General features: G+C 75.5%; 23 protein-coding genes and 1 riboswitch. Of the genes, 9 read left to right on the top strand and 14 right to left on the bottom strand.

Going from position 1 to position 20,914, the window contains the following annotated elements:
• The first annotated feature begins 162 nt into the window (after nucleotides 1-162).
• The 3 genes from ACZ6O2_RS07780 (at nucleotide 163) to ACZ6O2_RS07770 (ending at nucleotide 2,499) form a co-directional block, all read left to right on the top strand.
• Nucleotides 163-618 (top strand): ATP-binding protein, encoded by a 456-nt coding sequence (locus ACZ6O2_RS07780; protein ID WP_350701600.1) that lies wholly within the window; start codon nucleotides 163-165, stop codon nucleotides 616-618.
• An 88-nt stretch (nucleotides 619-706) separates the two neighbouring features.
• Nucleotides 707-1,540 carry an MEDS domain-containing protein gene (locus ACZ6O2_RS07775; RefSeq protein ID WP_350701601.1) on the top strand — a complete coding sequence of 278 codons (834 nt, stop codon included), beginning with the start codon at nucleotides 707-709 and terminating at the stop codon, nucleotides 1,538-1,540.
• On the top strand, nucleotides 1,537-2,499 hold the full coding sequence (locus ACZ6O2_RS07770) for an anti-sigma factor RsbA family regulatory protein (RefSeq protein WP_466022346.1): 963 nt from the start codon (nucleotides 1,537-1,539) through the stop codon (nucleotides 2,497-2,499). The genes ACZ6O2_RS07775 and ACZ6O2_RS07770 overlap by 4 nt, the downstream gene beginning before the upstream one ends.
• Nucleotides 2,500-2,526: 27 nt before the next feature.
• Here the strand turns inward: ACZ6O2_RS07770 and ACZ6O2_RS07765 are convergent, their stop codons facing one another.
• Genes ACZ6O2_RS07765 through ACZ6O2_RS07755 form a run of 3 tightly spaced genes read right to left on the bottom strand, consistent with a single transcriptional unit; the run spans nucleotide 2,527 to nucleotide 4,636 of the window.
• Nucleotides 2,527-3,336 carry a hypothetical protein gene (locus tag ACZ6O2_RS07765; RefSeq protein ID WP_466022345.1) on the bottom strand — a complete coding sequence of 270 codons (810 nt, stop codon included), beginning with the start codon at nucleotides 3,334-3,336 and terminating at the stop codon, nucleotides 2,527-2,529.
• Nucleotides 3,333-3,914, bottom strand: a complete 582-nt coding sequence (locus tag ACZ6O2_RS07760; protein WP_350701607.1) for an RNA polymerase sigma factor — start codon at nucleotides 3,912-3,914, stop codon at nucleotides 3,333-3,335. Before ACZ6O2_RS07760 ends, ACZ6O2_RS07765 begins: the two co-directional genes overlap by 4 nt.
• The gene (locus ACZ6O2_RS07755) at nucleotides 3,911-4,636 is read right to left on the bottom strand and encodes an HflX-like GTP-binding protein (RefSeq protein ID WP_466022344.1); all 726 of its coding nucleotides are present in this window, start codon (nucleotides 4,634-4,636) and stop codon (nucleotides 3,911-3,913) included. The genes ACZ6O2_RS07760 and ACZ6O2_RS07755 overlap by 4 nt, the downstream gene beginning before the upstream one ends.
• A 211-nt stretch (nucleotides 4,637-4,847) precedes the next feature.
• On the opposite strand from ACZ6O2_RS07755, the gene ACZ6O2_RS07750 reads away from it, so the two are divergent.
• The 3 genes from ACZ6O2_RS07750 to ACZ6O2_RS07740 all read left to right on the top strand — a co-directional run bounded on the left by ACZ6O2_RS07750 (nucleotide 4,848) and on the right by ACZ6O2_RS07740 (nucleotide 7,824).
• Nucleotides 4,848-6,086, top strand: coding sequence for a DUF2786 domain-containing protein (locus ACZ6O2_RS07750; protein WP_466022343.1), 1,239 nt, complete (start codon nucleotides 4,848-4,850; stop codon nucleotides 6,084-6,086).
• Nucleotides 6,087-6,184: 98 nt separating this feature from the next.
• Nucleotides 6,185-6,553, top strand: coding sequence for a YciI family protein (locus ACZ6O2_RS07745; protein WP_393257992.1), 369 nt, complete (start codon nucleotides 6,185-6,187; stop codon nucleotides 6,551-6,553).
• On the top strand, nucleotides 6,550-7,824 hold the full coding sequence (locus tag ACZ6O2_RS07740; protein ID WP_466022342.1) for an RNA polymerase sigma factor: 1,275 nt from the start codon (nucleotides 6,550-6,552) through the stop codon (nucleotides 7,822-7,824). Before ACZ6O2_RS07745 ends, ACZ6O2_RS07740 begins: the two co-directional genes overlap by 4 nt.
• A gap of 52 nt (nucleotides 7,825-7,876) precedes the next feature.
• Here ACZ6O2_RS07740 and ACZ6O2_RS07735 read toward each other — a convergent pair whose 3' ends face one another.
• The 8 genes from ACZ6O2_RS07735 to ACZ6O2_RS07700 all read right to left on the bottom strand — a co-directional run bounded on the left by ACZ6O2_RS07735 (nucleotide 7,877) and on the right by ACZ6O2_RS07700 (nucleotide 14,907).
• Nucleotides 7,877-9,406, bottom strand: coding sequence for an alpha/beta hydrolase (locus ACZ6O2_RS07735; protein WP_466022341.1), 1,530 nt, complete (start codon nucleotides 9,404-9,406; stop codon nucleotides 7,877-7,879).
• A gap of 168 nt (nucleotides 9,407-9,574) precedes the next feature.
• On the bottom strand, nucleotides 9,575-9,844 hold the full coding sequence (locus ACZ6O2_RS07730; RefSeq protein ID WP_350701618.1) for a hypothetical protein: 270 nt from the start codon (nucleotides 9,842-9,844) through the stop codon (nucleotides 9,575-9,577).
• Complete coding sequence (locus ACZ6O2_RS07725) at nucleotides 9,841-10,197, bottom strand: ArsR/SmtB family transcription factor (RefSeq protein ID WP_350701620.1); 357 nt, start codon at nucleotides 10,195-10,197, stop codon at nucleotides 9,841-9,843. The genes ACZ6O2_RS07730 and ACZ6O2_RS07725 overlap by 4 nt, the downstream gene beginning before the upstream one ends.
• A gap of 139 nt (nucleotides 10,198-10,336) precedes the next feature.
• Nucleotides 10,337-10,837 carry a hypothetical protein gene (locus tag ACZ6O2_RS07720; RefSeq protein ID WP_466022340.1) on the bottom strand — a complete coding sequence of 167 codons (501 nt, stop codon included), beginning with the start codon at nucleotides 10,835-10,837 and terminating at the stop codon, nucleotides 10,337-10,339.
• Nucleotides 10,838-11,019: 182 nt separating this feature from the next.
• The gene (locus ACZ6O2_RS07715; RefSeq protein WP_350681140.1) at nucleotides 11,020-11,193 is read right to left on the bottom strand and encodes a CsbD family protein; all 174 of its coding nucleotides are present in this window, start codon (nucleotides 11,191-11,193) and stop codon (nucleotides 11,020-11,022) included.
• 210 nt (nucleotides 11,194-11,403) lie between these two features.
• Nucleotides 11,404-13,656, bottom strand: coding sequence for a heavy metal translocating P-type ATPase (locus ACZ6O2_RS07710; RefSeq protein WP_350701623.1), 2,253 nt, complete (start codon nucleotides 13,654-13,656; stop codon nucleotides 11,404-11,406).
• A gap of 10 nt (nucleotides 13,657-13,666) precedes the next feature.
• The gene (locus ACZ6O2_RS07705; RefSeq protein ID WP_466022339.1) at nucleotides 13,667-14,668 is read right to left on the bottom strand and encodes a hypothetical protein; all 1,002 of its coding nucleotides are present in this window, start codon (nucleotides 14,666-14,668) and stop codon (nucleotides 13,667-13,669) included.
• A gap of 29 nt (nucleotides 14,669-14,697) precedes the next feature.
• Nucleotides 14,698-14,907 (bottom strand): heavy-metal-associated domain-containing protein, encoded by a 210-nt coding sequence (locus tag ACZ6O2_RS07700; RefSeq protein WP_466022338.1) that lies wholly within the window; start codon nucleotides 14,905-14,907, stop codon nucleotides 14,698-14,700.
• Between the two features lie 148 nt (nucleotides 14,908-15,055).
• Between ACZ6O2_RS07700 and ACZ6O2_RS07695 the strand changes: the two genes are divergently transcribed.
• A complete protein-coding gene (locus ACZ6O2_RS07695; protein ID WP_350681148.1) occupies nucleotides 15,056-15,358 on the top strand; it encodes a metal-sensitive transcriptional regulator in 303 nt (100 codons plus the stop codon).
• Between the two features lie 54 nt (nucleotides 15,359-15,412).
• Here the strand turns inward: ACZ6O2_RS07695 and ACZ6O2_RS07690 are convergent, their stop codons facing one another.
• A complete protein-coding gene (locus tag ACZ6O2_RS07690) occupies nucleotides 15,413-16,042 on the bottom strand; it encodes a DUF305 domain-containing protein (RefSeq protein WP_466022337.1) in 630 nt (209 codons plus the stop codon).
• Between the two features lie 77 nt (nucleotides 16,043-16,119).
• A complete protein-coding gene (locus tag ACZ6O2_RS07685) occupies nucleotides 16,120-16,692 on the bottom strand; it encodes a hypothetical protein (protein WP_466022336.1) in 573 nt (190 codons plus the stop codon).
• 417 nt (nucleotides 16,693-17,109) lie between these two features.
• Between ACZ6O2_RS07685 and ACZ6O2_RS07680 the strand changes: the two genes are divergently transcribed.
• Nucleotides 17,110-18,462 (top strand): YibE/F family protein, encoded by a 1,353-nt coding sequence (locus ACZ6O2_RS07680; protein ID WP_466022335.1) that lies wholly within the window; start codon nucleotides 17,110-17,112, stop codon nucleotides 18,460-18,462.
• A 166-nt stretch (nucleotides 18,463-18,628) separates the two neighbouring features.
• Nucleotides 18,629-18,760: riboswitch (cyclic di-AMP (ydaO/yuaA leader) on the top strand.
• Nucleotides 18,761-18,763: 3 nt separating this feature from the next.
• The gene (locus ACZ6O2_RS07675; RefSeq protein WP_350701633.1) at nucleotides 18,764-19,783 is read left to right on the top strand and encodes a coiled-coil domain-containing protein; all 1,020 of its coding nucleotides are present in this window, start codon (nucleotides 18,764-18,766) and stop codon (nucleotides 19,781-19,783) included.
• A 190-nt stretch (nucleotides 19,784-19,973) separates the two neighbouring features.
• Here the strand turns inward: ACZ6O2_RS07675 and ACZ6O2_RS07670 are convergent, their stop codons facing one another.
• Entirely contained in the window at nucleotides 19,974-20,762 is a 789-nt protein-coding gene (locus tag ACZ6O2_RS07670) for a carbonic anhydrase (protein ID WP_466022334.1), read from the bottom strand.
• Nucleotides 20,763-20,914: the final 152 nt, after the last annotated feature.

Below are 20,914 nucleotides of genomic sequence, written 5' to 3'. Positions count from 1 at the left end.
TATTGGGGGGGGGGACTGGTGGTGGTTGGGTGGGGGGTGGCAGACTCCCCTCTCCCCTCCCCCCCCCCCCCCCCCCCCCCCCCCCCCCCCCCCCCCACGACCCGGTGCGCTGATCGACCCGTTCCCGGCTTGAGCCTGGCGGGGACGGGGTACCACCCCGCCATGGGTCAGCTCAGCAGTTCGCCACCCCCGCCGCAGGCCGTCGAGCTGCGGCGGTGGACGTTGTCCGAGGGGGCGGACCTGCGCGGCCTGCGGGCGTCCCTGCACGAGGAGTTGACCGGCGACGTGCTCGGCGAGGGCGAGGCCCTGGAGGAGGTCCCCGAGCTGGTCGTGCTGATCGCCACGGAACTCGCCACGAACGCCCTGCGCCACGGGAGACCGCCGACCATCGTCCGGCTCCTCGCCACCGAAGACCACCTCGTCCTCGACGTCGCCGACCACGACCTCGGCTCCCTGCCGGAGCTCGCCGACACGCAGCCCGAGGGTGCCGGCGGGCGCGGTCTGCAACTCGCCCGCGCCCTGTCCCTCGACGTCGGCTGGTACGCCACCGGCACCACGAAGAACATCTGGGCGTCCTTCCCCCGCACCGCCCGGCTGGGCGGCGCGCGGCGCGCCTGACCGGCGGTCCGCCCGCACCGGCCGGGCAGTTCGGGCCCCTGGCCCCCGTCTCCCGACGACCTACACTGGTTGCCGTGGGGCAATCAGCGTGATCACCGAAGGGCGGCGGACCGCGCCGCGGGGGCACTTCTGCTGGGCGTACGAGGACCTGGGGTCGCTCGCCGCCCAGGCGGAGCGCTACCTGCTCGCGGGCCTCGCCGCCGGCGAACGCGTCTGGTACGTCACGCCGCACCCCGCGGACGCGGTGGCCGACCGGCTGCGCCGCCTGCCCGGCTTCGCCGCCGCCGTGCGCCGGGGCGCCGCCGCCGTGGTCCCCCTGTTCTCGACCTACTCGCACGGCCACGTCGTCGACCCGCCGACGCAGGTCGCCGCCTACACGGCCGCCACCGACGAGGCGCTCGCCGCCGGGCACACCGGGCTGCGCGTGGCCGCGGAGGCCACCGAGCTGGTCCGCACCCCGGCCCAGCTGGAGAGCTTCACCCGCTACGAGCACCTCGTCGACCGCTACATGCGCACCCGGCCGTTCTCGGCCATGTGCGCCTACCACCGGCCCGGGCTGGGCGACCGGGCGGTCGCCCAGCTCGCCTGCCTGCACCCGGCCAGCAACGTCGACGACGTGCTGTTCAAGTTGTACGCCGTCGCGCCCGCCGACGGGCACGCCGCGCTGGCCGGCGAGCTGGACCTGTCCAACCACGAGCTGTTCCGCGCCGCCCTGGACCGCGCCGACCTGCGCCCCACCGACGGTGAGCTGGTGCTGTCCGCGGCCGGGCTGCGCTTCCTCGACCACCGCGCCCTGACCCACCTCGCCGAGTACGCGCGCCGCCGCGGCGCGACCGCCGTGCTGCGCACCTCCCGCTCGGCGGCGGCCCGGCTGGTCGACCTGCTGGACCTGCCGGGCATCCGGGTGGAGGTCGCGCGATGAGGACCGGCGCGGCCGCCCAGCACCACGGCTACTACCACGAGGCCGTCCGGTACGACTCCGACGACGAACTGCTCGCCGTGGTGGTGCCGTTCCTGCTCGGCGGCGTCGAGGCGGGCGAGCCCACCTACGTGGCCCTGGGCGAGCGCACCGGCGGGCTGGTCCGCTCGGCGCTGCCCGCCGGCCGCGGGGTGGAGTTTCTGCCCGGCGGCGACGTCTACACCCGGCCCGCCTCCGCCATCCGGTCCTACCGGGAACTCCTCGCGGCACAGGTGGCCGCCGGCGCCCGGCAGATCCGGATCCTCGGCGAGGTGCCCCCGGCCGCGTTCGGCGCGACGTGGGACTGGTGGGCCCGGTACGAGTCGGCGATCAACCACGCCTACGACGACTTCCCGCTGTGGAGCATGTGCGCGTACGACACCCGGTGCACGCCGCCGGAGGTGCTGGCGGACGTGGCCCGCACGCATCCCCGGTTCGCGACCGCCGACGGCCGGCACATGCCGAGCACGACCTGGACGTCACCGACGGATTACCTGCGGGAGACCCGGCGGGTCGTGCCCGACCCCCTCCAGGCGGAGCCGCCGGTCGTCGAGCTGACCGACCCGACGGCGGCCGAGGCGCGCGCCGCCGTGCACAAGGCCGACCGGGGCCAGGTGTCGGCCGACGACGTGGACGATCTCGTCGTCGCGGTCAGCGAGATCGTCACCAACGCGCTGCGCCACGGCCGGCCGCCGGTCCTGCTGCGCGTCTGGTCCGGCGACGACCGCATCGTGGCGACGGTCCGCGACGGCGGCGACGGGCCGGGGGATCCGTTCTGCGGGCTGCTCCCCGCGTCCGGCGGCGCCCCGGGCGGGCTGGGCCTGTGGATCACCTACCAGTCGTGCAGCCACGTGACCTGGCACCGCGACGGCGAGGGCTTCACGCTCCGGCTGACGGCCGGGAACCCGCACGCCGCCCGCTGACCGACCGGCGCTCTGCCGGGGGCGGCGTCACCGCCCCCAGGGCTCGGCCGGTCGGCAGTCACCGCCGGGCCGGCCGTACACCACCGTGCCGGCGGGGTCGACGTAGCAGTGCTCGAACTCGTTCGAGGGCTGGAACAACCGGCGGCGGTCGATCTCGGCGCCGGCGGCGTCGTAGCTGACCAGGCGCGGCCCGTCCTCGTCGAGGTCGGCCCCGACCGTCATGACGGCGAAGACGCCACCGGAGATCCGGGCGGTGGTGGTCTTCCCGTCGCCGTGTTCCAGCACCAGGCGGGCGACCCGGGAGCTGACCCGGCCGCTGACCGTCACGTCGCCACCGGACCGCTCCGTGGAGGTGAGCAGGAGCCGTTGCACCGGGCCGGGGAGCAGGTCGTGCGAGGGCCAGCGGTCGACGGAGCGCGCGCCCGACACCTCCGCGCCCGCCGGCCGGTCGACGTCGCAGGTCACGTAGCCCCTGTCGGTCAGGAAGAACACGACCGCGCCGTCGCCCCGCTCGGCCGCCATCGCCAGATCGGCCATGGTCGGCTGCACCTCCCCGTCCCGCGGGCCCCACTCCAGGCACTGCCGCGCGGCGGCCCGCAGGGTGGGCGACAACTCGCCGTACCCCATCGCCAGCACCTCCACCGTCTCGACGTCGGAGGGCTCCCGCACGGCGAATCCGGCCGCGACCACCGCCAGCGCGGTCAGGCCCACGGCGAACCGCAGGCGGATCCGTCCCGTCGTCGGGCGGCCGACCGCACGGAGGACGTCGGCCCGTAACCGATTCGCCACCCGGGGCGGCAGGTCCCGCTCGCCGGGCGGTTCGAGAGCCCTCGTCATCGCTGCTCCTCCTCGTTCTCGTCGGTGACCAGCCGCGCCAGCCGTTTCCGGGCGCGGCTGACGCGGGACCGGACGGCGACCTCGCTGACGCCGAGGGCCGCCGCCGCGTTCGCGTACGACACCCCCGACCAGAGGCAGAGCGCGACGGCCTCCCGCTCCGCCCGGGGCAGCCGTCGGGCGGCGGCCAGGATCGCCCTCATCCGCCGCTCGTCGTCCAGCCGCTGCGCGATCTCCTCGGCCGGGTCGTCCGCCGCCTGCCGGTCGGCCGGCAGCCGGCGCAGCAGCGCCGCCCACCGCCGCGCCGAGCGCCACTCGGTGCGTACGGCGTTGCTTGCCACCACCAGCAGCCAGGGCAGCACCGACCCGTCCACCAGGCGTGCCGCGTCCCGCCTCCGCCAGGCGACCAGGAAGGTGGCCTGGGTGACGTCCTCCGCCGTGCACCAGGAGCCGGTCAGCCGGAAGGCGTGGTTGTAGACCGCCCGCGAGTGGCGGTCGAAGAGCCGCCCGAACGCGCCCTCGTCGCCGGCGGCGACCGCCGGCCAGAGCTCCTCGTCGCAGGGCGGGGTCTCGGTCTTCACACCCCACTATTGCCGGGTCGCCCGGTGTTGTTGCGGCAGCCGCCCGCCGGCACCCGGACCGCCGACCGGGCGGTCGCCGGGCGGGGCCGCCACGCGTCCACGGGCCGCGGCCGGCACCGGTGGCAGCGGGCGGCGAGGACGGGCCGGCGGAGGTCCGGGACGCCCGGTCGGGTCACCGGCGGGCCAGCCAGCGCGGCGCGCAGCTCGCCCATGCCGGCGCCGCCGGCCATCCGGCCGCCACCGATGCGGGACATCGAGCGCCCGTCGCCGCGCAGCCGCGGCAGCTGGTACGCGATCTGCGCCAGCTCCACCTGCACGCGGCCCTCGCTGGTGCGGGCGTGCTCGGCGAAGATGTCCAGGATCAGCGCGGTCCGGTCGACCACGCGTACGCCGACCCGCTCCTCCAGGTTGCGCACCTGGCCCGGGGTCAGCTCGCCGTCGGCGATGACCAGGTCGGCGCCGGTCCGCTCGGCCAACGCCGCCAGCTCGTCGACGGTGCCGGAGCCGACGAAGGTGGCCGGGTCGGGGCGGGGCCGGTTCTGCACCACCTCGTCGACGACGGCGAGCCCGTCGGTGTCGGCGAGCCGGCGCAGCTCGGACAGCGACACCTGCGTCCCCGGCCCGGTGTCGCCCGCCTCGTGCTGGTGCACCGCGACCAGCACCGCCGTCGGCCGCTCCGCCGGCGTGCCGGAGCCGTTGCCCAGCAACCACGATCCCGCCATCACGAAACCTCGCATCACCTCGCGCCGGCCCCCGATCTACCCCGGACCGGGCGAAGCATGCCGACGCCGTCGGCCGGGGAGAGCCGGCGTGCGGCGGGCTCTGGTGGCACCCGTCACGACCGGCGGACGGCGGGCAGGCGCGGGGGTACGTTCGGCGGGCAGGCGACGATCGTTTCGGGCGCGCCGGAGCAGACCCCAGGAGGACGCGGCCGTGCCGGACGCCGAGGAACTGATCAGCGATGCCCTCGCGGCGGTACGCGGCGCCGACGTACGCCTCGCCGAGCGGCAGCTGGACCGGTTGATGATCGGCACCGGCGCGGCGGACGGCGCGGCGGACGTCGACGCCGCGCTCCTGCGCCGCCTGGTCCGCGGGGTCGGCCGGTTGGTGCCGCGCGGCTGGCAGCCGGTGGACCTGGCCCGACTCGCCACCCGCCGGCTCGGTGCCCGGTCGGCCGGGCTGGTGACCGACGCGCTCGCGGCGCACCGCCGCGACCTGACCGGGCCGGTGCCTCCGTGGTGGGACGACCAGCTCCGCGACCTCGGCGCGCGGGTGTGGTGGGACGCCGACGAGGGCCACCTGGCCGCGTGGTCGGCCCGCGCCGGGTGGGACCGGTTCACCGCGCTGCGCGCGGCGGTCGACGCGTTGGCCCTGGTCGACGGGCTCCCGCCGGTCGCCGTGCTGCGCCCGCCGCCCGGCGCCACCGGGGCGGTCGCCGCACGCGGCGGGTCGCGCGGCGGCTCGCGGATGCTCGACCGGGTGCGGGCGCTGCTGGCCAAGGCGGAGTCGACCACCTACCCGGCCGAGGCGGAGGCGCTGACCGGCAAGGCCCAGGAGCTGATCGCCCGGCACAGCATCGACCAGGCGCTGCTGGCGGGCGTCGCCGAGCGCGCCGACCAGCCCGGCGGGGTGCGTCTCGGCACCGACCCCCCGTACGCGGGCGCCAAGGCGCTGCTGGTGCAGGAGGTGGCGGCGGCGAACCGCTGCGAGGCGGTGTGGTCCGACGACCTGGGCTTCACCACCGTGCTGGGCTGGCCGGCCGACCTGGAGGCGGTCGAGCTGCTCTACACCTCGCTGCTGGTGCAGGCCACCGCCGCGATGCTGCGCGGCCGGAGCGAGCGACGGGCCAAGGGTGCCGGCCGGCGCACCCGGGACTACGACGAGTCCTTCCTCAACGCCTTCGCGCTGCGGATCGGCGAGCGGCTGCGGGCGGCCACCGAGGACGCGGACCGGCAGGCGGCCACCGAGGCCGGGCCGGAGCGGCTGCTGCCGGTGCTCGCCACCCGCGCCGAGGCGGTGCGCGAACGCCTCGACACGCTCTTCCCCGGCGTCACCCGGGCCCGGCTCACCGTCCGCGACGCCGACGGCTGGTCGTCCGGCACCTCCGCCGCCGACCGCGCCTCGCTCGGCGGCGGCCCCAGCCCGAAGCGCCAGGTACGCGGCCGGCGCTGAGAATCTTCCCGCACCGCTGTCGGATCCGGCGGGTCGGCTCCGACCCCTCACCGGAGACGCGTCACCATGGGCGCGGCCGAGCCGACGAGGAGCACCCGATGAAGTACATGCTGCTGATCTGGAACCGTCCCGGGTTCGCCGAGGAGCTGTCGGAGCAGGAACGCACCGCGCTCTTCGGCGAGGTCGACGAGATCATGCGCGAGCTGACGGAGTCCGGCGAGCTGGTCGGCGGCCAGGCGCTGGCCGACCCGTCGCAGGCGCGTACGGTGCGGCTGGCCGGTGACCGGCCGGAGGTGACCGATGGGCCGTTCATGGAGAGCAAGGAGCAGTTCGCCGGCTACCTGATGGTCGACTGCGACGGCCCCGAGCGGGCCGCCGAGATCGCCAGCCGCTGGCCGGACGTGCGGCTGGGCTTCGGCGCGCTGGAGGTGCGGGCGGTCATGAACGAGGCCGGGACGGACATGTGAGCGGACGGCACGTCGAGGACCTGCTGCGCGACCTGGCGCCGCAGGTCCTCGGCCTGCTCGTCCGCCGACACGGCCAGTTCGACGCGGCCGAGGACGCCGTGCAGGAGGCGCTGCTCGCCGCCGCCATGCAGTGGCCGGAACAGGGCGTGCCGGACAACCCCCGGGCCTGGCTGCTCACCGTCGCCGGCCGCCGGTTGACCGACGAGTGGCGCAGCGAGCGGGCCCGCCGGGACCGGGAGGTCGCGGTGGCCGTCCGCGAGCCGGCGTACGCGACGGTCGCGCCCGCGGCCGACGAGGAGCCGCCGGCCGGGGACGACACCCTGACCCTGCTGTTCCTCTGCTGCCACCCGGCGCTGGCCCGGTCCGCGCAGGTCGCGCTGACGCTGCGCGCGGTCGGCGGCCTGACCACCGCGCAGATCGCCAGGGCACACCTGGTGCCCGAGGCGACCATGAGCCAGCGCATCCGCCGGGCCAAGCAGCGGATCGAGGCTGCCGGGGCCCGGTTCCACATGCCCTCGTCCGGGGATCGGGACGAGCGGCTGCGGGCCGTGCTCCAGGTGCTCTACCTGATCTTCAACGAGGGCTACACCGCCTCCGGCGGGCCGGACCTGCACCGGGCCGACCTGACCGCCGAGGCGATCCGGTTGGCCCGCACGCTGCACCGGCTGCTCCCCGACGACGGCGAGGTGAGCGGGCTGCTGGCGCTGATGCTGCTCACCGACTCGCACCGGGCGGCCCGGACCGGGCCGGCCGGCGAGCTGGTCCCGCTCGCCGAGCAGGACCGCGACCGCTGGGACGCCGCCGCCATCGCGGAGGGGATCGCCCTGGTCACCGAGGCGCTGACGTGGTCGCCGCCCGGCCCGTACCAGCTCCAGGCGGCGATCGCCGCGGTGCACGCCGAGGCGTCGTCGGCGGAGCTGACGGACTGGCCGCAGATCCTGGCGCTCTACCGGCTGCTCGCCCGGATCACCCCGAACCCGATGATCACCCTCAACCAGGCGGTCGCGGTGGCCATGGTGGACGGTCCCCGCGCCGGTCTGGCCCTGCTCGCCCCGCTCGACGCCGACGACCGCACCGCCGGGCACCACCGGCTGGCCGCCGTCCGCGCCCACCTGCTGGAGCTGGCCGGCGAGCCGCGGGCGGCGCGGGCGGCGTACCTGGCGGCGGCCCGGGGCACGACGAGCCTGCCGGAGCAGCGCTACCTGGAGCTGCGCGCCGCCCGGCTGGCGACACCGACGAGTCCCGGCGGGCCCGGCCGAGAGCCGCGCTGACGGGCGCGCCGGCCGGCGTGCGGCACGGGGGCGCACGCCGGCCGGCGCTCCGTCAGGCGACCGGGACGGCCGGACAGCGGGTGTCGCGGGCGGGCACGTCGACCGAGATCAGATAGCGGTCGACCGCGTCCTGCACGCAGGTGCTGCGGGTGTAGTTGCCGTGCCCCCAACCCTCGTAGGTCAGCAGCACCCCCGAGCGGCCGAGCTGCCGCGCCACGTTCGTCGCCCAGTTGTGGCCGCTCGCCGGGTCGTGCCGGGTGTTGGCGAGCAGCAGCGGCACGTCGGTGCGGACCCGCAGCCGGTGCTGCGGGTTGGCGACCGGGGCCGGCGTGCCGAGGCACGTCGCGATCGCCAGCAGCCCCTGCGGGTAGCGCAGGTCGGGCGATATCCGGGCCATCCGGCGCAGGTGGGCGGCGTACTCCCGGTGGTCGCGGACCGGCAGGTGCCAGTCGGCACAGAAGACCGCGAAGGGGTGCGGCCGCACGGCGTCCTCGCCCGCGGCAGCGGCGGTGGCGGGGAGCCCGGTGGGAGCGGGCGGGGTCGCCCGCAGGGCCACGATGTCCCGGGCCAGTCCGGCCCAGTCCGGGCCGTACAGCGCGCGTTGGGCGAGCCGGCTGAGGTCGTACGGGGTCAGCGCCGCCCCGGGCCGGTCCGGGTCCGCCAGCTCGCCCCGCTCCGCGCGGGGGAACAGGCCCGCCCAGGCGGCCCGGACGTCCTCGCCGTGCAACGGGCAGCTCGGCGTACGGGCGCACCAGGCGACGAACTCGTCGAAGGAGTCCTGCGCGGCGGCGCCCTGGGTGTCGAGGAACGCCCGGGTGCCGAGGCTGTGGTCGACCACGCTCTCCAACACCATGGCCCGGACCCGGTGCGGGAACTCCTCGGCGTACTGCGCGCCGAACAGGGTGCCGTACGAGCTGCCGTGGAAGGTGAGCCGGGGCTCGCCGAGCGCCGCCCGGACGGCGTCCAGGTCCCGCGCGGCGCTGCGGGTGTCGACGTGGTCGAACAAGGGCCCGGTCCGCTGCCGGCAGTCCTCACGGAGCAGCGCGTTGTCGGCCAGGGTGGCGTCGAACCGGGCCTGGTCTGTGATGACCTGGGGCTGCCGATCGAGCAGCGCCGCCGAGCAGAGCACGGGGTTGCTCCGGCCGATGCCGCGCGGGTCGAAGCTGACGATGTCGAACCGGCGGCGCAGGTCGTCGCTGAACCGGTCGTTCCGGATGATCCGCCGGACGCCGGAGTCCCCCGGCCCGCCCGGGCCGAACACCAGCGAACCGATCCTGGCGGCCGGGTCGGTGGCGGCGCGGCGGGCCAGGTGGAGCGTGAACCGGTCGCCGTCCGGCCGGTCCCAGTCGACGGGGAGCGACAGGGTGCCGCACTCGGCGGTGCGGTCCTCCGCGCAGGGCTGCCAGGCGATGCCCGGCGCGGCGGCCGGCGCCGGTGGGGCGGCCAGGACGGGCGCGGGCGCCGGCAGGCCCGCCGCCAGCAGCGCGGCGGTCGCGCCGAGCGCCAGCGCCCGGAGCCGGAGCGGACGCCGGGGTCCGCCCTCCGCGTCCTGTCGGCCCGGGTCGCCCACGACGTCGGGCACCCGGGGTCGGTCGCCGCCACGAGGGGCGGACTTGCGTACGCGCAGCACGAGATGCTGTCCTCTCCGTCGAAGGAGCGTTGCGATGAGAACTCGCCCACGGGCGAGGTGGTGCTGCTTCCACCCGGGCTGTCGAGTTGGCGCTCGACGGCCCGGGGCCTTTCCGCTGCGCTAGTCGACGTCCTTCAGGACGCGTTCCAGCGACACCAACCGGGACTCCATCCCGCCGAGCCGGCCGTCGAGGGCCGCCAGCACCCGGGCGGAGGCCGCCTGGGCCTCGACGGCGGTCTGGGCGAGCCGCCGGTACTCCTCCTCGCGGGCCCCCGCCGCCCGGGCCCGCCGGGTCTTGGCGACCTGCACGATCGTCACCGTGATCACGCTGACGAGCAGGGCGAAGATCCCGATCGCCCCGACCACCTCGGTCCAGTCGTGCTCGCTCATGCCCGCCGTCCCTCGTCCTCGTCCGGCCCCGCGCCGGATCCGGCGGTGAGCGTGTCGGCCGCCACCGCGATGGCGGCAGGCGTGAGCGTGTACGCGAACGGACTCACCTCGTAGTACTTCATGGCCTTCCCGTCCTCCGACAACTCCAGGTGCGCGGACACGAGGCCGGCCGCCGCGAGCCTGCGCAGGTGCACCTGCACCAGCGCCCGGCTGATGCCGAGCTCGCGGGCGAGTTCGCTGACGTACGCGCGGCGTCGCGCCAGCACGGCGACCACCCGCATCCGGTGCGGGTTGGCCAACGTGGCCAGTACGCGCACCAGTTCGTCGCCGGTGGCCGTCGGACCAGCGCTCATGACCAGCCCTTGCACATGCAAACGGACGCTAGCGGGTCAGCCGCCGGCGCGTCACCAGTGGACGGTCGATCTCAGGGACGGGTGGGGGATGCCCCCTGGTCCTCCCCCGGAGCCACCGGAGATCGGCACAGGGGTCGGCTCAGGCGTGGCACTCGCGGGTCAGCCGCGCCGGGATGCCGGTGAAGGTGGTGCTCATCCACGCGGCCGGGCGGGACGCCCGGGAGCCGGCGTCGATCCGGTCTGCGGTGTCCTCGATCAGGGCGCGGATCTGCGGGTCGGCGGCCCGGCGGGCCTGGGCGCGTACGTCGTCGGCCAGGTCGGCCAGGTTGCGCCGGAGCTGGTCGGTGACCTGCTCGCCGGTGAGGTCACGGCGGACCGAGGCCGTCGAGTCGGTGGCGATCTTCTGGCTGCCGGTGAGGATGACCCGGTCCACCTGCCGGCAGACGTCGGCGGTGTTGGCGGCCGTCGTGGCGACCGGGGACGGGCTCGCGGTGGCACCCGCCGGAGCTGTCGGGCTCGCCGACGACGCGGCGGTCGGTGCGCCGGCCTCCTCCTGGGGGGCGTCCTGGCAGCCCACGGCCAGCACCCCGAGCGCCACCGTGGTGGCGGCGCGCCGCGCGTACACGACGGATCGGGACATGGGCCCTCTCGTTTCGCGGGTCTCGGCCGTCCGGCGGACGGCACGGGGTCGACCGACGCCGGGCGGCGAGACGTCGTCCTGCCAACGAGCGGGGTCGCCTCCGGGACACGTCGGCCGTCGCGCCGCGACACACGGTCCGCCGGGCCGGCGAGGGCCGGCCCGGCGGTTCGCGCGTACGAGGGTCAGCTCCTGAATGCGTCCTTGACCTTCTCGCCCGCCTGCTTCAGCTTGGCGCTGGTCTGGTCGTTGCGCCCCTCGGCCTCGAGCCGCTCGTTGTCGGTGGCCCGGCCGGCGCCCTCCTTCAGCTTGCCGGCGGCGTCCTCGGTCGCGTTGTTGATCTTGTCGTCGAAGCCCATGTCAACCTCCGATTGGCAGTGCCGGTAGGTCCTCGGGGTACCCCGCCCGGCCGGCGCCCAACCGCCCCGACCGCCCACCGTCAACGCGGCGACCCGCGTCGGGTCCGTGCCGACCGCGGCCGGTCGGCGGACAAGGGTCCTGCGAGGACCGCCCCGAACGACCGCGCCGCCGGCCCCCTTCAGGGAGGACCGGCGGCGCGGTGGGCAGGGTCAGGCGACCGGGCGGAAGCCGCGCAGCCGCAGGCTGTTGGCGACGACGAAGACCGAGGAGAAGGCCATCGCGGCGCCAGCGATCATCGGGTTCAACAGGCCCGCGGCCGCCAGCGGCAGGGCCGCCACGTTGTAGGCGAAGGCCCAGAACAGGTTGCCCTTGATGATGCCGAGGGTGCGCCGGGAGAGCCGGATCGCGTCCACGGCGGCCATCAGGTCGCCCCGCACCAGGGTCAGGTCGGACGCCTCGATCGCCACGTCGGTGCCGGTGCCCATGGCCAGGCCCAGGTCGGCCTGGGCCAGCGCGGCGGCGTCGTTGACGCCGTCGCCGACCATCGCCACGGTCCGCCCCTCGCCCTGGAGCCGTCGCACCACGTCGACCTTGTCGGCGGGCAGCACCTCGGCGATCACCTCGTCGATGCCCACCTCGGCGGCCACCGCGCGGGCGACCGTGGTGTTGTCGCCGGTCAGCAGCACCGGGGTCAGACCCAGCTCCCGGAGCCGCGCGACCGCCGCCCGGCTCGTCGGCTTGACGACGTCGGCCACCGCGAGCACGCCCCGGGCCCGCCCGTCCCAGCCGGCCAGCACGGCCGTCCGTCCCTCGGCCTCCGCCGTGGTCGCCGCCCGCGCCACCTCCTCCGGTACGTCGAGGCCGCGCTCGCGCAGCAGCCGGAGCCGTCCGACCAGCACCTCGCGGCCGTCCACCGTGCCGGTCACGCCGAGCCCCTCGACGTTGGCGAAGCCGGTCACCGGCAACAGCGCACCCTCCTCGGCCGCGCCGGCGGCGACCGCCTGGGCGATCGGGTGCTCGGACGCGGCCTCCAGCGCCCCGGCCAGCCGGAGCAGCTCCGCCCGGTCCTCGCCGGCCGCCGGGAGCACGTCCACCAGGGTCATCCGACCGGTGGTGACGGTGCCGGTCTTGTCCAGCACGACGGTGTCCACCTGCTTCGTGGACTCCAGCACCTCCGGACCCTTGATCAGGATGCCGAGCTGGGCACCGCGGCCGGTGCCGACGAGCAGGGCGGTCGGCGTGGCCAGCCCGAGGGCGCACGGGCAGGCGATGATCAGCACCGCCACGGCGGCCGTGAAGGCGGCCGTCGCGCCCGCCCCGGTGCCGAGCCACCAGCCGAGGGTGCCCGCCGCGAGGGCGATCACGATCGGCACGAAGACGCCCGAGATCCGGTCGGCGAGGCGCTGCACCGCCGCCTTGCCGGTCTGCGCCTGCTCGACCAGCCGGGCCATCTGCGCCAGCTGGGTGTCGCCACCGATCCGGGTGGCGGTGACGACGAGGCGTCCGCCGGCGTTGACGGTGGCGCCGACGACGGTGTCGCCGGGGCCGACCTCGACCGGGACGGACTCGCCGGTGAGCATGCTCGCGTCGACCGCGGAGGTGCCCTCGTCGACCACCCCGTCCGTGGCGACCTTCTCGCCGGGCCGGACCACGAACCGGTCCCCCACCGCGAGCTGGTCCACCGGGATCCGGGTCTCCACGCCGTCGCGTAGCACCGCGACGTCCTTGGCGCCCAGCTCGAGCAGGGCGCGCAGGGCCGCCCCGGCGGTCCGCTTCGCGCGGGCCTCGAAGTAGCGGCCGGCGAGGATGAACGCCGTCACCCCGGCCGCCGCCTCCAGGTAGATGTTGCCGGCGCCGTCGGTGCGGCTGATGTCGAGGGTGAACGGGTGGGTCATCCCCGGCTCCCCGGCGGTGCCGAGGAAGAGCGCCCAGACCGACCAGCCGAACGCGGCCAGGGTGCCGAGCGAGACCAGGGTGTCCATGGTCGCCGCGCCGTGCCGCAGGTTGACCCAGGCCGCCCGGTGGAACGGCAGGCCGCCGTAGACGACGACCGGGGCGGCCAGGGTCAGCGACAGCCACTGCCAGTAGGTGAACTGCCAGGCGGGCACCATCGCCAGCGCGATCACCGGCACGGTGAGCACGAGCGATACCCACAGCCGGGTACGCAGGCCGCGCAGCTCGTCCACGGGCTCGGCGGCCGGCTCCGCGCCGGCGGGTGCGGGCGGGGGCGGCAGGGCGGCGGTGTAGCCGGTCTTCTCCACCGTCGCGATCAGGTCGTCCGGGCTGACGTCGTCGGTGTACCGGACGCTGGCCTTCTCGGTGGCGTAGTTGACCGTGGCGGTCACGCCGTCCATCCGGTTCAGCTTCTTCTCGATCCGGGAGGCGCAGGAGGCGCAGGTCATCCCGCCGATCGCCAGCTCGATCTGGTTGGGTGCCATCTGCAGCGGCTTGGTGGTGGTCATCACGGTCCCGTCAGTTGTGCCCGTGACCGGGGGCGCCGTGGCCGGCGTCGGCGGTCGGGGAGCTCGTGGCGGCGGGCGTGCGCGCCGCCGGGGTGCCCGTCGCGGCCGGCGAGGCCGACCCCGTCGGGGTGCCGGCGACGACGGTGAACTCGGCGGTGCGCACCACGCCGCCGTGCTTGAAGTCCAGGTAGAGCCGGTAGGCGCCGGCCGACGGCACCTCGGCGAAGAACCTCACCTCGGGGCCGGGCTTCGTCCGCCCGTCGCCCGGCTCGCCGTCGGGGTGCACGTGCAGGTACGCCAGGTCGCCCTGACGCAGCGCCACCAGGTGGCCGTACGCGCCCAGGTAGGGCTCCAGGTCGGTGACCGGCGCGCCGTCGCGGTTGACGGTCAGGGTCAGCTCGGCGGTGCGGCCGGGCTGCGGGGCACCGGTGAGGGTGACGGTGTAGCCGTCGACCGTCGTGCTGGCCGCCGGGGCGGGCAGCGGCTGCTCGGTCAGCGCCCCGGGAACGGTCACGTCGACGCCGAGGGTCAGCGCCTCGCCCCCGGTGGGGGTGAAGTCCGCGAACGCCCGCCAGACGCCGGGCCCGCCCAGCGGCGAGTCGACCCGCCAGGTGCCGTCCGCCGTCATCTCCGGGTGCACGTGCCGGAAGCCGGACAGGTCGCGGCGGGCCACGATCAGGTGCATGCGCTTGTCGTGCGCCACGTCGTACGCGGTGACCGGCCGGCCGTCCGGGCCGGTGACCTGGAAGGCGAACTGCCCGGCCGGGGCGTCGACCGGTCGGAGGGTGTAGCCGCGGTCGGAGACGAGCAGTCCACCGGGCAGGTGGGCCGCCGCGCCGCCCTCGTCGCCCCCGTGGCCGGCCCCGCCGGTGTCCCCGTGGCCGTCCGCGGCGTCGTGGCCGGTCCCGGCGGCCGGGGCCACGGGGCCGGCCACCTGGCCGACCCCGTACGCCGCGCCGAAGACCGCCGCGAGACCGAGGACGAAACCGCTCAGTTTCGTCGCCGTGTTCATGGTGTACCTCGGTTTCCCCGTGCCCGCCGTCAGGCGCCGACGAGGTCGTAGCCGGCCTCGTCGACGGCGGCGCGCACGGTGTCGGTGTCCAGTGGGCTTTCGCTGGTGACGGTGACCCGCCCGGTGGCGAGGTCGACCTGGACGTCGCTGACGCCCGGGATGGCGCCGACCTCGGCGCAGACCGAGCTGACGCAGTGCCCGCAGGTCATGCCCTGCACCTGGTACGTCGTGGTGACCATCGAACTCTCCTCTCGACGCCTCCAGCATATACCCCCCAGGGGTAATGAGGAGGCGGACGGATGCCTGCCCTGCGTACCGATACCCGGTGGGGGTATCGGACACGGAGGACAGTACCATACCCCCGAGGGGTACGCTATCCTGGATCGCATGACCACACCGACGCCCGCCCCGACCAGGGGCTACACCGCCAGCAAGGACCAGTTGCTCGCGCGGCTGCGCCGCGTCGAGGGGCAGGTCCGCGGCATCGAGAAGATGGTCGACGACGACCGCTACTGCATCGACGTGCTCACGCAGATCTCCGCGATCCAGGCCGCCCTGGACAAGGTCGCCCTCGGCCTGCTCGACGGGCACGCCCGGCACTGCATGCACGAAGGGGCGGCCGAGGGCCGGGCCGACGAGATGGCCACCGAGATGATGGCCGCCGTCGGCCGCCTCATGAAGCGCGGCTGACCCGGCCGGCGGTGCCCCGGCGCTCGCCCGGTACGAGCGCCGGGGCGGCCCGGGTCAGAGCCGGTCGAGGATCTTCTCCATCGTGTCGATCTCGGCCTGCTGGGTGGTGACGATCTGCTGGGCCAGGGCCTTGGCCTCCGCGTTCACACCCCGGGCCAGCTCGTCCCGGGCCATGGTGACGGCACCCTCGTGGTGCGCGATCATCATGGTCAGGAACTGCCGGTCGAACTCCCGCCCGGAGGCCGCCGCCAACTTCTCCATGTCGGCGTCGGACATCATGCCGGGCATGCCGTGGTCCATGTGCGGCGTCTCGGCGCCGGGCGACGGCACCGGCCGCCCCCAGGCCGACAACCAGCCGCTCATGGTGGCGATCTCGGGCGCCTGGGCGGCCTTGATCTCCCCGGCGAGCCGCTTGACCTCCGGGTCCGCCGCCCGCGTGGCGGCCAGCTCCGCCATCTCCACCGCCTGCCGGTGGTGCGGAATCATCATCTGGGCGAACATCGCGTCGGCGTCGCCGAAGGCGGCCGCGCCGGACGCGGTGGCCGCCGGCCCGCTGGTGGCGGGCGTGCCGTGCCCCGCGCCCGGGGACGAGTGCCCGTCGCCGCCGCAGGCGGTCAGGACTAGGGCGGCGGTGACGGTCGCGCCGGCCAGGGCGGCACGGCGCGCAATGGTACGAGTAGTCACGTCTGGGCCTTTCGGTGTCAAAACGTACGCAGCAGGACGGGGACGCGGACCGGCTGACCGGGCCGCGCCGGGGCGTCCTATCTGCGCAGCACCGAGACCGTGGCGAGCCGCAGGCCGACCGGCCGGGACGGCGGGGCACGGGGCGACCGGGCCGGCCCGCCCGACCCCTGGCCCGCCAGGCCGGCGGCCTGCACGCCGGCCAGCAGCAGCACGGCGAGCAGCAGCGGAACGGCGAGCGCGCCCAGCACCGCCAGGCACACGCCCCACCAGGGCAGCTCGCCGCCCGCCCCGCCGGACGGGAGGAACCGCTCGTGCGGGCAGTCGCCCGGGCAGCCCACGACGCCGGACAGCGCCGCCGGGACGACGTACGCGATGGCGGGGTCCTGACCGAGCGGCGCGGCGGTGTCGTGGCGGGGCAGCGCGGCGGTGACCTGACTGAGCGGCGCAAAGGTGTCGTGACGGGGCAGCGCCTGCGCCGCGCCGCCGTGCGCACCGGCTGCGGCAACGGCGTGCGCGGAAACCTCGGCGGGATGGCCCACGGCGTGCGAGCCGTGGCCGAGGGTGTGCATCGCGGCCAGGCCGAACAGCGTGCCGACGAGCAGCAGCAGCCGGACCCATCGCCCCGCCGTCACTGTCGCCGCCGCCCGCACACCGACCACGGTAGCCCCCGGGGCCGGCGCGTCTGGGGGCGACCGGCGCACCCGGCGGCGAATCCACCCCGGACGAGACCGCCGTGTCGGCCACGACGGGACCGTCGACCCGCGGTGACCGGGCGGCGACCAGCGGTCGCCGGACGGGACGGCCCGCGGCCGACACCAGCCCTCACGACCTGCGGCCGGATGTCGGGATGGCTACCATTCGGCCGGTGGCCTCCGCACTCCGCGCCGCCCGCACCGCTGCCCCGACCGGGCGGCGGTATCGAGCGACCGCGACCGGCCGGGCCGGGCCGTCGCGGTGCGTGACCGGCCCGCCACCACAGGGCGATCCACGGCGGCGGCCACCCGGGCACGCCGAACCGACCGGCCCGCCGGCACGTACCCCGCCCTGGATTCGTTGGGAGACACTCGATGGGCGCCGACCACACCCGTCCCGCACCGTCCGCCCCGCCGGGGGTGCGACGGATCCTCGTCGCGACGGTGGTGCCCCTCTTCGTCGCCACCCTGATCGCGGCCCTGCTGCTCTGGCCGTGGGACGCCCCGGACGCCGCGCCCGGCACCGATCCGCCCCGCCACCACGGCACGGTGACCCGGGTGGTGACGGAGCCGTGCCCGCCCACCCCGGAGGCGCCGGAGGGCGCCCCGGGCGCCGCGGAGGGCCCCTGCGGCACCGTGACCGTACGCGTCGACGACGGCCCCGACGCCGGCCAGCAGGTGGAGACGCCCGTACCGGCAGGGCCGGGGGCGCCGACGGTCGCGGTCGGCGACGAGATCATTCTGGTCCAGCTCACCGATCCCGCCGACCCCTCGGCGAGCGCCTACAACATCGCCGAGCACCAGCGCGGCGAGCCGCTGCTCTGGTTGGTGGTGCTCTTCGCCGCCGCGATCGTCGCGTTCGGGCGGTGGCGGGGGCTCGCGGCGCTGGCCGGCCTGGCGGCGAGCTTCGCCATCCTGCTGACCTTCGTGCTGCCCGGCATCAGCGCCGGCAGCCCACCGCTGCTGGTCGCGGTCGTCGGCGCGGCACTGATCATGTTCGTGGTGCTCTACCTGACGCACGGGGTGACCGCGCAGACCTCGGTCGCCGTGCTCGGCACGCTGGGCAGCCTGGTGCTGACGGGCGTGCTCGGCACGATCGCCACCGCGGCGACCCACCTGACCGGGTTCGGCACCGAGGACGCCACCACGCTGTCGATGTTCCAGGCCGACGTCGACCTGCACGGCCTGCTGCTCGCCGGGATCATCATCGGCTCGCTCGGCGTGCTCGACGACGTCACCGTGACGCAGGCCGCGACGGTCACCGAGCTGGCGCACGCCAACCCGGGGCTGTCCCGGATGCAGCTGTACCGGGCGGCCACCCGGGTCGGCCGCGCGCACATCGCCTCGACGGTGAACACCATCGTGCTGGCGTACGCCGGGGCCTCGCTGCCGGTGCTGCTCCTGCTGACCGCCGACTCCCGGGCGGTGAGCCAGATCCTGACCAGCGAGTTCCTGGCCCAGGAGATCGTCCGCAGCGCGGTCGCCACCCTGGGCCTGATCGCCGCCGTGCCGCTGACCACCGGGCTCGCGGCCGTGGTGACCACGGCCGGCCGGCGCGGCGGTGAGTCAGCCGACCGCGGCGCACCGCCGACCCCGCCTGCTCCCCGACCGGCGGCCGACCGGTCCGAGGCGCTGGAGGCCCTCAGCGGGCCGCGCGCCGGAAACACCCCCTCCGCCGCCCCCGCCGGGTGGCCCGACCGCGACGGGAGCACGGACACCGCATGGTGAAACTCCTCAGCGTGACCGATCAGGACGTCCCGCCTGATAAACGCGTCACTGCTCACCCTCCGCCGTTACGAAATAACGCATTTAGTCGGCTTAGGGACGTAGATCCCCGGCAGGGCTCTCGGGTAACCTCGCTGCCGGTCACCGCCGAAGGCGCGCAGCGGCGCCTGCGGTGCCGCCGCCCAATCGCCGCCAGGCGAGCCGGGGACCCAGGTACGTGGGGTGAATCCGCGACAGCGGTAGGGGCCACTTCCGCCCCGAACCCGTCAGCTAACCCGGTCGGCGGTCGACGGAAGGGAAAAATGTGACGGCACCCCTACGCCGCTGGTTGACACCTGTGGTGGCCGTGATCGCCGCCCTGGCCGTCTTCGCCGGGCCCCTCCCGGCGGCGGCCGCACCCACCCCACCGCCCCAGCCCTCCGGCCACGGGGACGACGAGCCCAAGCTGCTCAACGACCTGATCGAGACGCGGAACCGCAACTACGTCCAGGCCAAGGCGAAGCTCGCGAAGTCGAAGAAGCGCCAACTGGAACTGGCCCTGGAGGTCGACCGGGCGCAGGCCGACCTGGCAGCGCTGGCCCCACAGGTGAGCCAGATCGCCGCCCAGTCCTACCGGACCGGGCGGATCGGCGCGGTGTCGATGCTGCTGGACACCGCCAGCCCCGACTCGTTCGTCAAGCGCGCCGCCGCCCTCGACGAGCTGAACCTGGTCAACTCCAAGAAACTCGCCGAGGTGAACGCGGTCAAGAACCGCGCCGAGCAGGCCAAGCTGGCGCTCGACGCCGAGGTTCGCGAGCAGACGAAGCTGACCAACGAGATGGCCCGCGGCAAGCGCGAGGCGGAGAAGGCGCTCGCACTGGTCGGCGGCAGGGGGCTGACCAGCGGCAAGGTGGTCGCCACCTCGCCGGTGGCCCGGATGGCACCGGGTCGTACTGCCGACGGCGACTGGAAGCCCCTGTCCTGCACCGAGGACGACCCCACCACCTCCGGCTGCATCACCGCGCGCACGCTGCACATGTACAAGGAGGTCAAGCGGGCCGGCTTCAACCGCTTCGTCGGCTGTTACCGCTCCGGCGGGCCGTACGAGCATCCGAAGGGCCGGGCCTGCGACTGGTCGCTGCAGAGGAGTGGCTTCTCCCCCTGGCACAACGACGACACCTACATGTACGGCAACAACCTGACCGCGTTCCTGGTCCGTAACGCCGACCGGCTCGGCATCTACTACGTGATCTGGAACCGGCAGATCTGGTTCCCGGCGACCGGCTGGAAGTCCTACAGCGGCCCGTCGAACCATACGGACCACGTGCACGTGTCGCTGCTCTGACGGCAGCCAACGACAGGGCCGCCCCGCAGTCGCGGGGCGGCCCTGTCGGCGTCTGTCGCCGTGTCGGCGTCCGTGACCCTGCTTGCGTCCACGGCCTGTGGTCGCCCGTGGCCCTGCCGACGCCTGTGGCCCTCGTCGCCGGGCGTCGTCGGGCGTCCGGGCCGGGCCGCCGGGCGAGCGCGGGAACCGGTCAGGCGAGGGCGGCGCTGGCGGCCGGCTGTGCCCCGTCGACCGCGCCCGGCCCGGTGGGCGCGGCGGCGACCCCCCGCGGCTCGCCGGTCGGCACGGCGGTGACCGCCCGCGCCTCGCCGGCGGCCAGCCGGTACGACATGCCCACGACGGCGCAGCGCCCGGCGGCAACCTCGGCGGCGAGTACGGCCGACCTGTCCAGCATCGCCTCGACGGTCTGCGCGATGTGGATGTCGACGATCCGGTCGATGTCGTCCACGCCCTCGGCGGCGGCGCGGCGCAGGCTGGGCACCACGGCGTCCACCACGGCGCGCAGGTGCCCGGCCGGGGGCGCGCCGGTGGCGTCCGCCGCACGGGCCGCCTGGACGGCCCCGCAGGAGTCGTGCCCGAGGACCACCACCAGCGGCGTGCGCAGGACCGTCACGGCGTACTCGACGCTGCCCAGCACCTCGGGGCCGACCGTGTGCCCGGCGGTGCGCACCACGAAGAGGTCGCCGAGGCCGCGGTCGAAGATGATCTCCGCGGCGAGCCGGGAGTCGGAGCAGCCGACGATCACCGCGAACGGGTGCTGCCCGTCCGCGACCGCGGCACGATGCCCGGCGTCCTGGTTGGGGTGGCGTGGAGTGCCGGTGACGAACCGGTGGTTGCCGGCCTGCAACTCGGCGAACGCCTGCTCCGGGTCGCCGGGAGTGGGGAGCGCGTCCCGCACGGCGGTCGAGCCCCCCGGTGCCGGCTCCGACGGCTTCCGCTCCGGGCCCGGCTGCGCGCCGGGAGATCCGGGACGACTCATCTCCCTCACCTCGTCCCTCACGTGAACGACCTGGTCATCCCGGCCGACGCTGGACGCGGGCAGTCCCCACGGTCACACGCACTCGAAGGTACGTCAAGGGATGCGTGATATGCATTTCATATGTTCGCGCCCGGCTGCGGACGCCGGGCGGG

It is taken from the genome of Micromonospora sp. NPDC048040 (assembly GCF_055587185.1).
Note: the sequence above shows the minus strand (reverse complement) of the source record. Positions and strands in the feature narration are given on the sequence as shown.

What these genes read in the sequence shown, in the direction of transcription:
- ACZ6O2_RS07770 (WP_466022346.1), top strand. Translation starts at nt 1,537, where the DNA reads ATGAGGACCGGCGCGGCCGCCCAGCACCACGGCTACTACCACGAGGCC.
- ACZ6O2_RS07700 (WP_466022338.1), bottom strand. Translation starts at nt 14,907, where the DNA reads ATGGTCACCACGACGTACCAGGTGCAGGGCATGACCTGCGGGCACTGC.
- ACZ6O2_RS07765 (WP_466022345.1), bottom strand. Translation starts at nt 3,336, where the DNA reads ATGACGAGGGCTCTCGAACCGCCCGGCGAGCGGGACCTGCCGCCCCGG.
- ACZ6O2_RS07680 (WP_466022335.1), top strand. Translation starts at nt 17,110, where the DNA reads ATGGGCGCCGACCACACCCGTCCCGCACCGTCCGCCCCGCCGGGGGTG.
- ACZ6O2_RS07715 (WP_350681140.1), bottom strand. Translation starts at nt 11,193, where the DNA reads ATGGGCTTCGACGACAAGATCAACAACGCGACCGAGGACGCCGCCGGC.
- ACZ6O2_RS07780 (WP_350701600.1), top strand. Translation starts at nt 163, where the DNA reads ATGGGTCAGCTCAGCAGTTCGCCACCCCCGCCGCAGGCCGTCGAGCTG.
- ACZ6O2_RS07725 (WP_350701620.1), bottom strand. Translation starts at nt 10,197, where the DNA reads ATGAGCGCTGGTCCGACGGCCACCGGCGACGAACTGGTGCGCGTACTG.
- ACZ6O2_RS07705 (WP_466022339.1), bottom strand. Translation starts at nt 14,668, where the DNA reads ATGAACACGGCGACGAAACTGAGCGGTTTCGTCCTCGGTCTCGCGGCG.
- ACZ6O2_RS07745 (WP_393257992.1), top strand. Translation starts at nt 6,185, where the DNA reads ATGAAGTACATGCTGCTGATCTGGAACCGTCCCGGGTTCGCCGAGGAG.
- ACZ6O2_RS07755 (WP_466022344.1), bottom strand. Translation starts at nt 4,636, where the DNA reads ATGGCGGGATCGTGGTTGCTGGGCAACGGCTCCGGCACGCCGGCGGAG.
- ACZ6O2_RS07710 (WP_350701623.1), bottom strand. Translation starts at nt 13,656, where the DNA reads ATGACCACCACCAAGCCGCTGCAGATGGCACCCAACCAGATCGAGCTG.
- ACZ6O2_RS07670 (WP_466022334.1), bottom strand. Translation starts at nt 20,762, where the DNA reads ATGAGTCGTCCCGGATCTCCCGGCGCGCAGCCGGGCCCGGAGCGGAAG.
- ACZ6O2_RS07730 (WP_350701618.1), bottom strand. Translation starts at nt 9,844, where the DNA reads ATGAGCGAGCACGACTGGACCGAGGTGGTCGGGGCGATCGGGATCTTC.
- ACZ6O2_RS07695 (WP_350681148.1), top strand. Translation starts at nt 15,056, where the DNA reads ATGACCACACCGACGCCCGCCCCGACCAGGGGCTACACCGCCAGCAAG.
- ACZ6O2_RS07720 (WP_466022340.1), bottom strand. Translation starts at nt 10,837, where the DNA reads ATGTCCCGATCCGTCGTGTACGCGCGGCGCGCCGCCACCACGGTGGCG.